The sequence below is a fragment of the Isoptericola sp. NPDC060257 genome (assembly GCF_042726645.1).
In the GTDB taxonomy this organism is placed as follows: domain Bacteria; phylum Actinomycetota; class Actinomycetes; order Actinomycetales; family Cellulomonadaceae; genus Isoptericola; species Isoptericola nanjingensis.
In genome coordinates this window covers 1-15,087 of sequence record NZ_JBHXAW010000087.1, presented here as the reverse complement: position 1 = coordinate 15,087, position 15,087 = coordinate 1, and the positions used below count along the sequence as shown (strand labels likewise).

Here is a 15,087-nt window from a genome sequence, read left to right as displayed (position 1 = left end):
CCGTGCGACCTGGTCGGGCCGCGCCACGAGCTGCGGGACGACGACGTGGGCGCCGGCCCGGAGGTGCGAGCGCGCCATGTCGAGGGCGAGGCGCCGAGCAGGCTCCGCCGCCAGGGCGGGGTCGCCGGAGATCAGCGCGCGCACCACGTCCACGTCGAGGGCGAGCGTGCCGGGCCGCCCGGCCGCGAGCGCCCCGGCGACGGTCGACTTGCCGGCGCCCGGCAGCCCGTTGAGCAGCAGCAGCGTCACCGCGCCCTCGCCCCGCCCGTCGCCCATCCCCCGATCGTAGGGAACCTCGTGGGGAACCGGCCGCGGGCGAGGTCCGCCGTTCCCCGTGTCGAGCGGACCGCGCGCTGTGCATACTCGGGGCATGAGCTCGCTGTCCCCCGCGCTCGTCGCCCACCTGCCGACCGGCATGCTCGCCGACGGTCACTGGACCGCGGCCTCGGGCGGGAGGACGTTCGAGGTCACCGACCCCGCCACGGGAGAGGTGCTGTTCGACGTCGCCGACGCCTCCCCGGAGGACGGCCGGCGCGCGCTCGCCTCGGCCGCCGACGCCGCGCCCGCGTGGCGCGCCGTCGCACCGCGCGAGCGGTCCGAGCTGCTGCGGGCCGTGTACGAGCGGCTCGTCGCGCGCAGCGACGCCGTCGCGTCCCTCATCACCGCCGAGTGCGGCAAGCCCCTGGCCGAGGCCCGGGCCGAGGTCGCGTACGGCGCCGACTTCCTGCGCTGGTACGCCGAGCAGGCGGTCCGGGCCGAGGGCCTGGTGCGCACCGCCCCCGCCGGCGCGAACCGGCAGCTCGTGCACCGGCGGCCGGTCGGCCCGGCGCTGCTGGTCACGCCGTGGAACTTCCCCATCGCGATGGCGACGCGCAAGATCGGCCCCGCGCTCGCGGCGGGCTGCACGATCGTGATCAAGCCGGCCCACCAGACCCCGCTCACCACGATGCTCGTCGCCGAGGTGATCCGGTCGGAGGCGGCCGAGCGCGGGCTGCCGCGGGGCATCGTGAACGTCGTGCCCACGGCGAGCTCGGGGGACCTCGTGGCGCCGCTGCTCGCCGACGACCGGCTGCGCAAGCTGTCCTTCACCGGATCCACCGCCGTCGGGCGCACCCTGCTGAAACAGTCCGCCGACCAGGTGCTGCGCACGTCGATGGAGCTCGGCGGCAACGCGCCGTTCGTGGTCTTCGCCGACGCCGACCTCGGCGCGGCCGTCGACGGCGCGACGGTCGCGAAGCTCCGCAACGCCGGCCAGTCCTGCGTCGCGGCCAACCGCTTCCTCGTGCACGACTCCGTCGCCCGCGAGTTCGCGCGGCGGCTCGCCGACCGGTTCGCCGCCCTGCGCGTCGGGCGCGGCGACGTGGACGGCGTCGACGTCGGCCCGCTCATCGACGCCCCGGCCGTCGAGAAGGTGGCCGCGCTCGTCGACGACGCCGTGGATCGCGGCGCGCAGGTGCTCGCGGGCGGCGGTCGCCCCGACGGCCCCGGCACGTTCTTCGAGCCCACCGTGCTCGCCGGCGTCGACCGGGACGCGCGGGCCGTGCGCGAGGAGATCTTCGGCCCGGTGGCGCCCGTCGTCGGGTTCGCCGACGACGACGAGGCCTTCGCCCTCGCGAACGACACGGAGTACGGGCTCGCCGCGTACGCCTACACGACGTCCCTGGAGCGGGCCCTGCGCGTCGGGGCGGAGATCGACGCCGGGATGATCGGGATCAACCGCGGCATGGTCTCCGACGCGAGCGCCCCGTTCGGCGGCATGAAGCAGTCCGGCCTGGGCCGGGAGGGCGGCGAGGCAGGACTCGAGGAGTTCCTCGAGACGGTGTACGTGGCGCTCTGAGCACGGTGTCCGTGGCGCCCTGAGCGCCGCCGGGTCAGCCGAGGCGCTCGACGAGGACCTGCCGTCCCGGGCCCGCCAGGTCGTGCGCCGCACCGCGGCGACCGGCGAGCGTCATGAGCACGGCCTCCGCCGGACCCCGCGCCTCCGGCCCCCGGCCGCGCCGCCAGTCCACGTCCGTCGACACGAGACGCACCCCGCGGGCGTGCCAGAACCCCCGCAGGGGCGGCGCGAGGACGGCGAAGTCGAGGGCGACGCGCAGCCTGTCGGCGGGCACCGTCCGGCGCCGGCCCAGCGGGCGGCGGATGTCCTGGTGGTGCACCAGCGCGTCGACCATGCCGACCCGGTAGCCCATCGACGCCGTCGAGCCGCGCGGCTCGAGGTGCGACCTGAGGAACGCGACGAGCTCCGCCGGCGTCAGGTGCCGGTACTCCGCGAGCGCCACGTCGTTGAGGTGGCCGGGGCGCCACCGGGCCCGGGCGAGGCGGCGCAGCAGGTCGCGCCGCGAGTGCTCCTCGAAGCTCACGACGTGCGCGACGACGTCGTGCACGCTCCAGCCCTCGCAGAGCGAGGGGGTCTCCCACAGGTCGTCGTCCAGCGAGTCGAGGAAGTCCGCGAGCTCTGACCGCTCGGCGACGGCCATCGCGCGCACGTCCGCTGTCCCTCCACGCATTTCTCCACGCTACGAGAGTCGTGGTTTCCTGGCGCGCGTGAGTTCTCGACAGCAGTCCTCGGCGGTGCGGTCTGCCGTCCGCCAGGGGGCGAGCGTGGCGGTCGCCACCGGCCTGTACGGCGTCTCGTTCGGGGCGCTGTCGGTCGTGGCCGGCGTGAGCGTGCCCCAGACGATGGCGCTGAGCCTGCTGCTCTTCTCCGGCGGGTCGCAGTTCGCCCTCATCGGGGTCGTCGCCGCGGGCGGCTCCCCCGTCGCCGCGATCGCCACGTCGACGCTGCTGGGCGTGCGCAACACGCTGTACGGCGCCGTCGTCGCGCCGCTGCTCGAGGTGCGCGGCTGGCGACGCCTCGCCGCGGCGCAGCTCACGATCGACGAGTCGACCGCGGTGGCCGTCGGCCAGCGGGAGCGCGCCGCCACCCGGGCCGGGTTCTGGGTCACCGGGATCGGCGTGTTCGTGCTGTGGAACGCGTTCACGCTGCTGGGCGCGCTCGCCGGCGACGCGCTGGGCGACCCGCGCGCCTGGGGGCTCGACGCCGCCGCGGGTGCCGCGTTCCTCGCCCTCGTGTGGCCGCGCCTGGCCGCCCGGCGCGCGCAGGTCGTCGCGGCGCTCGCCGTCGTCGTCACCGCCGCGCTGATCCCCGTCGTCCCCGCGGGCGTGCCCGTCCTCGCCGCCGCGGCGGTCGCGATCGTCGTGGGCGTGGTCGCGACGCCGAGCACGCCGGACGACCGGAAGGAGGCCGCGTGACCACCACCGCGCTGTGGGTGGCCGTCCTCGCCGCCTCGCTGCTCAGCTTCGGGCTCAAGCTCGCCGGCCATCTCATCCCGGAGCACTGGCTCGCGACGGAGCGCGTGCAGCGCACGTCGACCCTCGTGACCGTGGCGCTGCTCGTCTCCCTCGTGGTCGTGCAGACCTTCGCGGACGGGCAGGCGCTCGTCGTCGACGCGCGCGTGCCCGCGCTCGCCGTCGCGGCGATCACCCTCACCCTGCGCGCCCCGTTCATCCTCGTGGTCGTGCTCGCGGCCGCCACCGCGGCGGGGCTGCGGGCCCTCGGCTGGGGCTGAGCGCGCGGCGTACTCACCAGGCGTACTCACTAGGGTGGCCCGATGGCACTCTTCCGCGAGACGGCCGACGTCTCGGTCCGCCCGGCGGTCCCCGGCGACGAGGACGCGGTCACCCGCGTCCAGGTGTCGGCGTGGCGCGCGACGCACGAGGTGGCGCTGGGCGACGGCGTCGTCGACGCGCTCGACACCGACACCATGCGCGAGCGATGGGCGCGGGCGATCACCGCTCCCCCGGGCCCCGGCTTCGCGGTGCTCGTCGCCCTGGACGGGCCGGAGATCGTCGGCTTCGCGGCCGTGGGCCCCGGCCAGCTCGTGGCGCTCGAGGTGGAGCCGCGGCACCAGCGCGGCGGCCACGGCTCGCGGCTGCTGTCCGCCGCGGTCGACCGGCTCCGCACCGACGGCGCCGAGCAGGTCGTCACCTGGGTGCTCGACGACGACTCGGCGCGCGAGCGCTTCCTCTCCTCGGCCGGCCTGGGGCCGGACGGCACGTCCCGCACCCTCGCGACCGGCGTGCGCGACGTCGTCGAGCGGCGCTGGTCCGCCGCCATCTGAGGCCACCTCCATCTTCCCTACCGCACGGTAGGTTTCTTGCTACGCTGCAGGGGTTGCCCGTCGCCGACCCCAGGAGCGCCCCCGTGACCCTCGACCAGACCGTGCCCGCCCACACGCCGTCCCCCGCGGCGGACGGCGCGACCGAGCACCCCGCCCACCCGTTCGACGTCGAGCGCGTGCTCGCCGGGCTGACGCTCGAGGAGAAGGCCTCGCTGCTCTCCGGCGTCGACTTCTGGCACACGCAGCCGGTCGAGCGCGACGGCCGCACGCTGGTCCCGTCCGTGATGGTCACCGACGGCCCGCACGGCCTGCGCAAGCAGGACGAGAACGCGGACCACCTCGGCCTCGGCAACAGCGTGCCCGCCACCTGCTTCCCGACGGCCGCCGCGCTCGGGTCGAGCTGGGACGCCGACCTGCTGCACCGGGTCGGCGAGGCCCTCGGCCGGGAGACCCGCGCGAACGACGTCGCGGTCCTCCTCGGCCCGGGCGTGAACATCAAGCGGTCGCCGCTGTGCGGGCGCAACTTCGAGTACTTCTCCGAGGACCCGGTGGTGGCCGGCGAGCTCGCTACGGCCCTCGTCGAGGGCGTCCAGTCGCTCGGCGTCGGCACGTCCCTCAAGCACTTCGCCGCCAACAACCAGGAGGCGGACCGGATGCGGGTGTCCGCGGACGTCGACGAGCGCACGCTGCGGGAGATCTACCTGCCCGCCTTCGAGCGCGTCGTCACCAAGGCGCAGCCCTGGACCGTCATGTGCGCCTACAACAAGGTGAACGACGTCTACGCCTCGCAGCACGACTGGCTGCTCACCACGGTGCTGCGCGACGAGTGGGGCTTCGAGGGCCTCGTCGTGTCCGACTGGGGCGCGGTGCGCGACCGCGTCGCCGGGGTCGCCGCCGGCCTCGACCTGGAGATGCCGTCCTCCGGCGGGCGCACCGACGCCGAGGTCGTCGCCGCGGCGCGCGGCGGCGAGCTCGACGAGGCCCTGGTCGACGCGGCCGCCCGCCGCGTCCTGCACCTCGTCGCCCGGTCGCTGCCGGCGGCCGAGGCGCCCGGGTCGTTCGACGTCGACACCCACCACGCGCTCGCCCGCGAGGCCGCGGCCGCGGGCACCGTGCTGCTCAAGAACGCCCCCGTCGACGGCGCGCCCCTCCTCCCCCTGGCGCCCGACGACCTCGCCGGCGTCGCCGTCGTCGGCGAGCTCGCCCGGACCCCGCGCTACCAGGGCGCCGGGTCCTCGCAGGTCAACCCGACCCGCCTCGACGACGCGCTCACCGCGCTGAGGGCGGCCGCCGGCGCCGACCTCCCGTTCGCCGCGGGGTACACGCTGGCCGAGGGGCCGGCCGACGACCGCTCGCCCGACACCCTGGTCGCCGAGGCCGTCGAGGCGGCGCGCGGCGCACGCACCGTGCTCGTGTTCCTCGGCCTCCCCGCCGCGTACGAGTCGGAGGGCTACGACCGCGACCACCTGGACCTGCCCGCCGACCAGGTCGCGCTGCTGCGCGCCGTCGCGGCGGCGAACCCGCGGGTCGTCGTCGCGCTCGCCGGCGGCTCCGCGATCTCGGTGGCCCCGTGGCAGGACGTCGCCCCCGCGCTGCTCACCGGCTGGCTGGGCGGCCAGGCCGGCGGCTCCGCCGTCGCCGACGTGCTCACGGGCGCCGTCGCGCCCTCGGGCCGGCTCACCGAGACCCTGCCCCTGCGCCTCGAGGACACCCCGGCCTTCGGGAACTTCCCCGGCGAGCTCGGCCACGTCCGCTACGGCGAGGGCGTGCTGGTGGGCTACCGCTGGTACGACGCCCGCCAGGTCGACGTCGCGTACCCGTTCGGGCACGGCCTGTCGTACACGACGTTCGCGTACGACGACGCGGCGGCGGAGGTCACCGGGTCCGGCACCGACGCCCAGGTGCGCGTCACCGTGCGCGTGACCAACACCGGCCCAGTCGCCGGCTCCGAGGTCGTCCAGGTGTACGTGGGCGACCCGCAGGCCCAGGTGCAGCGGCCCGAGCGCGAGCTCAAGGCGTTCGCCAAGGTGCGCCTCGAGCCGGGCGCGTCGCAGGTCGTGACGTTCGGCCTCGACGCCCGCGACCTGTCGTACTGGCACCCCGTGCTGCGCCGCTGGGTGCTGGAGGGCGGCGAGTTCCGCGTCGCCGTGGGCGCGTCGTCCCGCGACCTGCGCGCCGAGCTCGTGGTCGACGTCGTCGGCGAGGACGTCACCCTCCCGCTCCACGAGCTGTCGACGCTCGGCGAGGCGCTCGAGCACCCGGTGGCCGGGCCCGTGGTGCGCGGCGCCCTCGACGGCGCGCCGGTCGACCCGGGCCTCCTGGCCATGGCGACCGACATGCCGCTCGCGGTCATCGCCGACTTCGGCCTGGCCGGCTTCGACCGGGGCACCCTCGAGCAGCTCGTCGAGGCCGCGAACGCCTGACCACGCCACACCGTTCGACGGTTGGACCTGTCGAGACCCCGTGCGGAGGTTCCGACAGGTCCGACCGTCGAACGGGGCGGAGCCAGGCTCAGCCGGCGGCGGGCTCGACCACGAGGTCGAGGTACGCCCGCAGGTCCGCCGCCATGTCGACGCGCTCCGCGCGCGGCCGCTCGAGCGAGTACAGCCACTGGACCTGCAGCCCGTCCATGAGGGCCACGACCGTGCGCGCGGCGACGGCGGGATCCACGCCGGCGCGGAGCCGCCCGGCGTCGGCGAGACGCTCCAGCTCGCCGCGCATGCGGGACACGGTGTCGCGGTAGCGCGCCGCGAAGAACTCGTGCGCCGGATGGTCGACCGACGTCGCCTCGGCCGCGAGACCGGCGAACACCTCGACCACGGGACGCCGCAGCGCGTTGCGCTCCACGAGCCGCACGATCGCCTCGAACAGCGACCGCCCCTGCGTGAGGTCGGTGTCGACGTCGGCGAAGTCGACGGCGTCCCGGTGCTCGAGCACCGCCTCGAGCAGCGCGGCCTTGGTCGGGAAGTGGTGCAGCAGCCCCGGGTGCGAGATGCCGACGCGCGCGGCGATCTCCCGGAGCGAGGCGCCGTGATACCCGACCTCGGCGAACGCCACGATCGCCGCCTGCAGGATCTCCTCGCGCTTGGCCCGGCCCTTGGCGTAGCCCCGGCGGGGCGCGGCCTGGTCCTCGATCGTCGTGTCGCTCACGGCGCCATTCTCCCCTCTTCCCCGCGGCGTCCGCCGTGGCGGTCACCTGCATGCCCCTGGGCAGGACCCTTGGCATCAATACCTACCATGCGGTAACCTCCATTTCCGACCAGCCGGTAGGCATTGGTCGAGGCGCGGGTCCGACGGTGGGCCCGGCAGAGAATCAGGAGTCGTCCATGGCAGACGTTCAGGCCCCCGCACCGGCCGGCCAGTCCCCCGCGTCCCCGACCCACGTCCCGGAGGCCGGCCGCGCCGCTGCCGGTACCGGGACGGTCGTCGCCTACGTCCTCGCGTTCTTCGCGCTGTACATCGCGGTGCTCACCCCCGTGGTCAGCACGCTGGCGCTCAAGGTCGACGCCCTGTCCACGCCCGAGACCCGCGCCGCCGACCTCGCGCTCGTCACCGGCGTCGGGGCCTTCTTCGCCTTCGTCGCCAACCCGGTCGCCGGCGCCCTGTCCGACCGCACGACGTCGCGGCTCGGCATACGGCGGCCCTGGCTGCTGTGGGGCGTGCTGCTCGGCGCCGTCGGCCTCCTGCTCATCGCGTTCGCGCCGGCGATCTGGATGGTCGTGATCGGGTGGGCCGTCACGCAGGCCGCGATGAACGGCACCCAGGCCGCGCTCCAGGCGCTGCTGCCCGACCAGGTCGCCGAGACCCAGCGCGCCCGCGTCTCCAGCCTGCTCGGCATGGCCCAGCAGCTCGCCCCGCTGGTCGGCATCGCGCTCGCCTTCGGGTTCACCGCCGCCGGGGCGAACGAGATCTGGATCTTCCTCGTCCCCACGTTCCTGGCCGTCGTCGGCGTGCTCGCGCTCGTGGCCGTCCTCAAGGACCGCCGCCTCGACCGGGCCGACGTCGCCCCGTTCCGCCTCGGCGTGTTCCTCAAGGGCTTCTGGGTCTCCCCGCGACAGCACCCCGACTTCGCGTGGACCTTCCTCGGCCGCTTCCTCATGCTGTTCGGCTTCGCGCTCTACAACACCTACCAGCTGTACTTCCTCATCGACCGGTTCGGCTTCGACAACGCCACGGCGCTGAGCTGGCAGCTGCGGCTCATGGTCGTGCAGGCCGTCGTCATGGTGGTGGCGTCCCTCCTGGGCGGCGTGCTGTCCGACCGCACCGGCCGCCGCAAGGTCTTCGTCGTCGTCGCCACCCTGCTGGCCGGCGCCGGCCTCCTCACGTTCGCGCTCGTGCAGGGTCCGGGCACGCTCTACCTGGGCGCGTCCCTGTTCGGCGCCGGCCTCGGCGCCTACTTCGCCGTCGACCTCGCGCTCGTCACCGACGTGCTGCCGAACGCCGAGACCGAGGCCGCGAAGAACATGGGCGTCTTCAACATCGCCAACGCGCTGCCGCAGTCCGTGGCCCCGGCTCTCGCCCCGGCGTTCCTCGCCATCGGTTCCGGCACCGGCGCCGGCGGCGGCAACTACACCGCCCTGTTCGCCATCTCCGCGGTCATCGTCGCCCTCGGCGCCGTGGCCACCCTGTTCATCCGAGGAGCCCGCTGATGACCGCACCGACCGGCGCCGCCGACGCGCCCGTCCCCGCCGACGCCCCGTACCGCGACGCGTCACGCCCCGTCGCCGAGCGCGTGGCCGACCTGCTCGCCCGCATGACCCTCGAGGAGAAGGCCGGCCAGCTCTTCCAGACCATGATCGAGGTGGGCGAGGGCGGCGCGCTGTCCGAGGGCCCGTCCGCGATGGGCGTGCCCGCCACCACCGACATGGTGGTGAAGCGCCAGATGACGCACTTCAACGTGCTCATGGCGCCGCCCACGGCCCGCGAGTTCGCGCTCTGGCACAACCGGCTCCAGGAGCTCGCGGCGTCCACCCGCCTCGGCATCCCCGTGACGGTGTCCACCGACCCGCGGCACGCGTTCACCGACAACCCCGGCACCGCGCTGCTGTCCGGGCCGTTCTCGCAGTGGCCGGAGACGCTCGGCCTCGCCGCCACCCGCGACGAGCGCCTGGTCGAGGAGCACGCCGACGCAGCGCGCCGCGAGTACCTCGCGGTCGGCATCCGCACGGCCCTGCACCCGCAGGTCGACCTCGCCACCGAGCCCCGCTGGTCCCGCGCGAACGGCACCTTCGGCGAGGACGCCGCGCTCACCGGCCGGATGGGCGCCGCGTACGTGCGCGGGTTCCAGGCCACCGGCGACGTCGCCCGCGCGGCCGGCCTGCCCGGCACGTTCGGCGAGCGCTCCGTCTCGACCATGACCAAGCACTTCCCTGGCGGCGGGCCGCAGCAGGACGGCGAGGACCCGCACTTCGCCTACGGGCGCGAGCAGGTGTACCCCGGCGGGCGCTTCGCCGAGCACCTGGAGCCGTTCAAGGCGCTGCTGGCCGCGGGGACGCGCCAGATGATGCCGTACTACGGCATGCCGGTGGGCCTCGAGGCGGACCTCGGCGACGGGCCCGAGGCCGTCGAGCAGGTCGGGTTCGGCTTCAACCGGCAGATCCTCACGCGTCTGCTGCGCGACGAGCTCGGCTTCGACGGCGTCGTGTGCACCGACTGGGGCCTGGTGTCCGACGCCGAGATCCTCGGCCAGCCGTTCCCGGCCCGCGCCTGGGGCGTCGAGCACCTCGCTCCGGTCGACCGGCTGGAGAGGATCCTCGCGGCCGGCGCCGACCAGCTCGGCGGCGAGGCGTGCCCCGAGCTCGTCGTGGAGCTGGTCCGCGCGGGTCGGGTCACCGAGGCGCGGGTCGACGAGTCCGTCGCCCGCCTGCTGCGGGAGAAGTTCGAGCTGGGCCTGTTCGACGGCGCCCGCGACGTCGACGCCGACGCCGCGGCGTCCGTCGTCGGGCACCCGGACCTCGTGGCCGCGGGGCGGCGCGCCCAGTCGCGGTCCGTGACCCCGCTGGCGTCCGCGGCCGACGGCGCGGCCCGCCTCCCGCTGGCCCGCGGCCTGCGCGTCTTCGTGGAGGGCGCCGCCGACGTCGTCGACGGGCTCGAGGGCGCCACCCTGGTCGCCTCCCCCGCCGAGGCCGACGTCGCGCTGCTGCGCCTCAAGGCGCCGTACGACGACCGCGGGCCCGGCTTCGAGGGCTTCTTCCACGCCGGCTCGCTCGACTTCCCCGCGGAGGTCGTCGCGCACGTGGCCGAGACCGCCGCGCAGGTGCCGACCGTCGTCGACGTCTACCTCGACCGGCCCGCGATCCTCGCCCCCGTGCTCGAGGCGCTGGGCGGCCGCGGGTCGCTGGTCGCGAACTTCGGGGCGTCCACCCCGGCGCTGCTCGACGCCCTCACCGGCATCGTCCCCGCCGAGGGCCGCCTCCCGTTCGACCTGCCCCGGTCGACGGCCGCCGTGGAGGCGTCCCGCGAGGACGTGCCGTTCGACACCGCGGACCCGCTGTTCCGGTTCGGCCACGGCCTGGCGCTCTGACCGGTGGTGGGTGCCCGGCGCGACCGGCGACCACCGATGGGAGGATGAGGCGGTGACGTCCTCCTCCCCGGCCCCCGCCCGTACCGTCCGGGACGCCGCGGCGGGGATCGCCGTCCTCGGCGTCGCCAACTTCGTCGCCATCACCACCGAGGTGCTGCCGGTGGGCCTGCTGCCGCAGGTCGCGCGCGGCGTCGGCGTGAGCGAGTCGACGGCAGGCCTGCTGGTCACGGTCTACGCGTTCGTGGTCGCCGCCTGCGCGGTACCGCTGACGATCGCCACCCGGTCGCTCGCCCGCAAGCCCCTGCTGCTCGCGACGCTCGCCACGTACGCGGCGAGCAACCTGCTGGTGGCCGTCGCGCCGTCGTACGCCGTGGTCGCGGGCGCGCGCGTGCTCGGCGGGCTGGGGCACGCGGTGTTCTTCTCCGTGTCGATCGCGTACGCCGCGCGCCTCGTCAGCCCCCTGTACACCGGCCGCGCCCTCACCCTCGTGACCGCCGGCGGCACCCTCGGCTTCGTGCTCGGCGTGCCGCTGTCGACGTCGCTCGGGGCCGCGGTGGGCTGGCGCTGGTCGTTCGGCGTGCTCGCCGCGGTCTGCACGGTGACCGCCCTGCTCGTGGCGCGCCTGCTGCCGTCCGTCGCCGTCGAGCCCGCCGCCCCGCGCGACGCCGCGGCCGCCCGCCGCGGGCGCGCCCGCCTCGGGCTCGTGGTCGGCACCAACACCGTGCTGTTCGGCGGCCAGTACACCGTGTACACGTACATCTCCGTGCTGCTGCTGGCCGCCGGGCTGTCGGAGGCCGCCGTCGGGCCGGTGCTGCTGGTGTTCGGCGCGCTCGGGCTGGTCGGGCTCTGGGCCGCGGCCCGCTACCTCGACCACAGCCCGCGCGCCCTGACGATCGCGTCCATGGCCTCGATCGCCGTGGCCCTCGTCGCCGTCGCGCTCGCGCTGCCGGGCGCCGTCGGCGTGCTGGTCGCGGCGGGCGTGTGGCTCGCCGCGTTCGGCGCCATCCCTGCCACGTTCCAGGCCGCGGCGCTGCGTACCCAGGGCGCCACGCCCGACATCGCCGGGGCGTTCGTCAACGCGACCTCGAACTTCGGCATCGGGCTCGGCGCGGCCGTGGGCGCGGCGGTGGTCGCCGGTCCCGGGCCGCGCGCCCTGGCGCTGACCGGGGCCGCGATCGTCGCCGTCGCGCTCGTGGCGGTGCTCGTCGCCCGCCAGGCGTTCCCGCGTCACGCGACGTCGTAGGCGCCGGCAGGCCGGGCGAACCGTTCCGACGATCCGTTCCCGGGTCGTCACGACGCCGTGACGCGCCCGTAGCACCCGGGTGCGAGCGTGTCCCCATGAACCTGTCGGGGTCCCTGCCGGGAGCGCGGCGCGGCGGCCGCGCCGCGCCCCTCGTGACCGACTACTTCGCGGCGCCGACCGACGCCGTCGCGGCGACGGTGGTGCACCAGGAGGCGGGGCCGTCGGTCCTGGCGCGAGGCTCGGGCCGACCGCTCTTCGACACCGTGCGGCTGCCGGCGGTGGAGCCGTTCGTGATGCTGGGACGCGTCGCGGAGGCGCTGTGCGCGCGGCCGTACGCGGAGGTCACGGCCCATCCGCGGCACGGCGCCCTCGTGGACGGCGCGGACGAGGGCCCCTGGGTGGTGGCCGTCTCGGACGAGCTCGCGGAGGCGCTGGCCGCCGCGGCCCCGGACCGGCTGCTCGACGTCGCACGCTCGTGGGCGACGGCGAGCGGCGGGAGCCTGCCCGCCGCCGACCGGCTCGCGCCCGCCCTGGTCGCGCTGGGCGGGCTCGCCGACCGCGCACGCCAGGTGCGCCACGGGTTGTACTGCTGGGCGCGGCTCACGCCGCTGGACCCGCCGGCCGTCGGGACCCCGGCCGGCGGCCGGGTCAGGACGTCGCGCCCGGCCTGAACATCGACGACGCCTTGCGGAGCGTCTCGCGGGCCCGGCGGCGGTCGCCGGCCGCGTCGTAGGCGAACGCCAGGTGGTACCAGGCCTTCCAGTCGTCCGGGTCCTGCTCCACCGCGGCCCGGCGCTCCTCGAACGCGGCGTCCGCGGCCGCGCGGTCCACCCGTCCGCCCGGCGAGCGCGGCAGGTCGTCCACCGGCAGCTCGTCCGCGGCCGCGAGCACGTCGGCCATGTGCTGCACCCGTGTCGCGAGGCGGTACTCGCGCGCGATGAGCACGATGACGAGCAGCGGGATGACCAGCACGGCCAGGCCGATGGCGATCAGCACCGGCTCGCCGGTGCCGATCATCGACACACCGCGCCCGGCGATCTGCCAGACGTACAGCGCGAGCAGCGCGGTGACGGCGACCGCCCCCGCGAGCCCCCGCGGCAGCCGCCGGCGCGGCGCGTCGCTCACGACAGGTCCAGCACGTTCTCGAGTCCCACGGTCAGCCCGGGCCGGGAGACGACCTCGCGCACCGCCAGCAGCACGCCGGGCATGAACGACGCCCGGTCGAACGAGTCCTGCCGGATCACGAGCTGCTCGCCGACGTTCCCGAACAGGATCTCCTCGTGCGCCACGAGGCCCCGCAGCCGGACGGCGTGCACGCGCACCCCGTCGACGTCGGCGCCCCGCGCCTCGACGCCCGTCTCGGTGGCGTCGGGCATCGCGGCCAGGCCGGCCTCGGACCGCGCGCGGGCGATCGCCGCGGCGGTGTGCCGCGCCGTGCCCGACGGGGCGTCGACCTTGTCGGGGTGGTGCAGCTCGACCACCTCGGCCGACTCGAAGTACCGCGCCGCCTTGGCCGCGAACGTCATCGCGAGCACGGCCGACAGGCCGAAGTTCGGCGCGATGAGCACGCCCAGCCCGTCCTGTCCGGCCCGTGCGGCGTTGACGCGCTCCAGGTGCTCCGTGACCCGGCCGCGCGAGGCCTCGTCCCACCCGGTCGTCCCGACGACGGCGTGCGCGCCGGCGTCGAGCACCGCGTGCACGTTCGCCTCGGTGGCGGCCGGCACCGTGAAGTCGATCGCCACGTCGGCGCCGGCCAGGGCGTCGGCGTCGACCGTGTCGCCCGCGTCGAGGCGCGCGACCAGCTCGAGGTCCGCCGCCTCCTCGACCGCCCGGCACACGGTGGCGCCCATCCGCCCGGCTGCGCCGAGCACGGCCACCTTGATGCTCTTGCTCATGGGTGAGTCTCCGATCTCGTTCCTCATGTCGTCGGGACCGGTCTCAGTCGCCGAACGGACCGACGCGCACGACGGACCGCGGCCGCGCGGCCAGGTCGGCGGCGAGCTCGCGGACGTCGTCGACGGTCACGGCGCGGACCCGCTCGAGGGACTCCTCCAGGGTCAGCAGCTCGCCGTACACCAGCTCGGCCTTGCCCAGCCGGCTCATGCGCGACCCGGAGTCCTCCAGGCCGAGCACGAGGCCGCCCGAGAGCTGCCCGATGCTGCGCTCCAGCTCGGCGGCCGTGATGGGCTCGGTCGCCATCCGCTCCAGCTCGGCGACCAGCAGCTCGGTGACCTGGTCGACCTTCGCGGGCGAGCAGCCGGCGTACAACCCGAACGTGCCGATCCCGCCGTGGCCGGAGGCGAACGAGTACGTGGTGTACGCCAGGCCGCGGCGCTCGCGCACCTCCTGGAAGAGGCGCGACGACATGCCGCCGCCCAGGACGGCGTTGAGCACGGACAGCGTGAAGCGGCGGTCGTCGGTGGCCGCGAGACCCGTGGACCCCACGATGACGTTCGCCTGCTCTACCTGGCGCCGCACGGTGAGCTCGACGCCCTCCGTCGGGACGCCGACGGGGTCGGCGGCGGTCGGGCGCCGGTCGCGCGGGGCCGCGCCGGCGGCCAGGTCCCAACCGCCGGTGGCGAGGGCGTCCGTCACCTGCCCGACGAGGGCGTCGTGGTCGACGCCGCCCGCAGCCGAGACCACCAGGGTCTCGGGCCGGTAGTGCCAGCGGTAGTGCTCCCAGACGGCGTCGCGCGGCACGGCCCGGATCGTGTCCGGGGTGCCGCCGATCGGCCGGCCGAGCGGGTGCGTGCCGAGCACGGCGGCGGAGAACTCCTCGTGCACGACGTCGCCCGGGTCGTCGTCGTTCATCGCGAGCTCTTCGAGGATCACGCCGCGCTCGGTCTCGAGCTCGCCCTCGTCGAGGCGCGCGGAGGTGACCATGTCGGCGATGACGTCGACCGCCATCGGCAGGTCGGCGTCGAGCACGCGGGCGTAGTAGCACGTGTGCTCCTTGCCCGTTGCCGCGTTGGCCTCGCCGCCCACGGCGTCGAAGGCCTCGGCGATGTCCATCGCCGAGCGGCGGGGTGTGCCCTTGAACAGCAGGTGCTCGAGGAAGTGCGTGGAGCCGAAGTGGCCGTCGGTCTCGTCGCGGGAGCCGACGCCGACCCAGGCGCCCACCGTGGCCGAGCGCAGGCCCGGCATCGACTCGGTGAGCACACGAACACCGCCGGGCAGGACGGTGCGACGGATCGTCGCAC

15 protein-coding genes are annotated in these 15,087 nt (G+C 75.6%); 9 read left to right on the top strand and 6 right to left on the bottom strand.

The genetic code is table 11. The annotated features are described in order from the left end of the window. Positions 1-276: AAA family ATPase (locus ACFWEK_RS09495; RefSeq protein ID WP_430553885.1), on the bottom strand; the 276-nt coding region annotated here is incomplete at its 3' end. 94 nt (positions 277-370) lie between these two features. Here ACFWEK_RS09495 and ACFWEK_RS09490 point away from each other — a divergent pair. Further along, the gene (locus tag ACFWEK_RS09490) at positions 371-1,837 is read left to right on the top strand and encodes an NAD-dependent succinate-semialdehyde dehydrogenase (RefSeq protein WP_430553884.1); all 1,467 of its coding nucleotides are present in this window, start codon (positions 371-373) and stop codon (positions 1,835-1,837) included. 34 nt (positions 1,838-1,871) lie between these two features. On the opposite strand, the gene ACFWEK_RS09485 is transcribed toward ACFWEK_RS09490, so the two are convergent. Next, positions 1,872-2,507, bottom strand: coding sequence for a maleylpyruvate isomerase family mycothiol-dependent enzyme (locus ACFWEK_RS09485; RefSeq protein ID WP_430546947.1), 636 nt, complete (start codon positions 2,505-2,507; stop codon positions 1,872-1,874). 94 nt (positions 2,508-2,601) lie between these two features. Between ACFWEK_RS09485 and ACFWEK_RS09480 the strand changes: the two genes are divergently transcribed. The 4 genes from ACFWEK_RS09480 to ACFWEK_RS09465 all read left to right on the top strand — a co-directional run bounded on the left by ACFWEK_RS09480 (position 2,602) and on the right by ACFWEK_RS09465 (position 6,544). Beyond that, positions 2,602-3,252, top strand: coding sequence for an AzlC family ABC transporter permease (locus ACFWEK_RS09480; protein WP_430553883.1), 651 nt, complete (start codon positions 2,602-2,604; stop codon positions 3,250-3,252). Continuing rightward, the gene (locus ACFWEK_RS09475; RefSeq protein WP_430553882.1) at positions 3,249-3,569 is read left to right on the top strand and encodes an AzlD domain-containing protein; all 321 of its coding nucleotides are present in this window, start codon (positions 3,249-3,251) and stop codon (positions 3,567-3,569) included. Before ACFWEK_RS09480 ends, ACFWEK_RS09475 begins: the two co-directional genes overlap by 4 nt. Positions 3,570-3,611: 42 nt before the next feature. After that, the gene (locus ACFWEK_RS09470) at positions 3,612-4,121 is read left to right on the top strand and encodes an N-acetyltransferase family protein (RefSeq protein ID WP_429762244.1); all 510 of its coding nucleotides are present in this window, start codon (positions 3,612-3,614) and stop codon (positions 4,119-4,121) included. 176 nt (positions 4,122-4,297) lie between these two features. Then, positions 4,298-6,544, top strand: coding sequence for a glycoside hydrolase family 3 C-terminal domain-containing protein (locus tag ACFWEK_RS09465; RefSeq protein WP_430553886.1), 2,247 nt, complete (start codon positions 4,298-4,300; stop codon positions 6,542-6,544). Positions 6,545-6,632: 88 nt separating this feature from the next. Here ACFWEK_RS09465 and ACFWEK_RS09460 read toward each other — a convergent pair whose 3' ends face one another. Then, positions 6,633-7,271, bottom strand: a complete 639-nt coding sequence (locus ACFWEK_RS09460; protein ID WP_430553881.1) for a TetR/AcrR family transcriptional regulator — start codon at positions 7,269-7,271, stop codon at positions 6,633-6,635. Between the two features lie 176 nt (positions 7,272-7,447). On the opposite strand from ACFWEK_RS09460, the gene ACFWEK_RS09455 reads away from it, so the two are divergent. The 4 genes from ACFWEK_RS09455 (at position 7,448) to ACFWEK_RS09440 (ending at position 12,558) form a co-directional block, all read left to right on the top strand. Beyond that, positions 7,448-8,770, top strand: a complete 1,323-nt coding sequence (locus ACFWEK_RS09455; protein WP_430553880.1) for an MFS transporter — start codon at positions 7,448-7,450, stop codon at positions 8,768-8,770. Continuing rightward, a complete protein-coding gene (locus ACFWEK_RS09450; RefSeq protein ID WP_430553879.1) occupies positions 8,770-10,644 on the top strand; it encodes a glycoside hydrolase family 3 protein in 1,875 nt (624 codons plus the stop codon). The genes ACFWEK_RS09455 and ACFWEK_RS09450 overlap by 1 nt, the downstream gene beginning before the upstream one ends. Positions 10,645-10,696: 52 nt before the next feature. Next, positions 10,697-11,887, top strand: coding sequence for an MFS transporter (locus tag ACFWEK_RS09445; RefSeq protein ID WP_430546942.1), 1,191 nt, complete (start codon positions 10,697-10,699; stop codon positions 11,885-11,887). A gap of 95 nt (positions 11,888-11,982) precedes the next feature. Next, positions 11,983-12,558 carry a hypothetical protein gene (locus ACFWEK_RS09440; RefSeq protein ID WP_430553878.1) on the top strand — a complete coding sequence of 192 codons (576 nt, stop codon included), beginning with the start codon at positions 11,983-11,985 and terminating at the stop codon, positions 12,556-12,558. On the opposite strand, the gene ACFWEK_RS09435 is transcribed toward ACFWEK_RS09440, so the two are convergent. The 3 genes from ACFWEK_RS09435 to ACFWEK_RS09425 all read right to left on the bottom strand — a co-directional run. Beyond that, complete coding sequence (locus tag ACFWEK_RS09435) at positions 12,536-13,012, bottom strand: tetratricopeptide repeat protein (protein WP_430553877.1); 477 nt, start codon at positions 13,010-13,012, stop codon at positions 12,536-12,538. The genes ACFWEK_RS09440 and ACFWEK_RS09435 overlap by 23 nt on opposite strands. Beyond that, the gene (gene dapB, locus ACFWEK_RS09430) at positions 13,009-13,782 is read right to left on the bottom strand and encodes a 4-hydroxy-tetrahydrodipicolinate reductase (RefSeq protein WP_430553876.1); all 774 of its coding nucleotides are present in this window, start codon (positions 13,780-13,782) and stop codon (positions 13,009-13,011) included. Before dapB ends, ACFWEK_RS09435 begins: the two co-directional genes overlap by 4 nt. Before the next feature lie 43 nt (positions 13,783-13,825). Next, on the bottom strand, positions 13,826-15,087 hold a 1,262-nt coding region (locus ACFWEK_RS09425; protein WP_430553875.1), incomplete at its 5' end, for a M16 family metallopeptidase.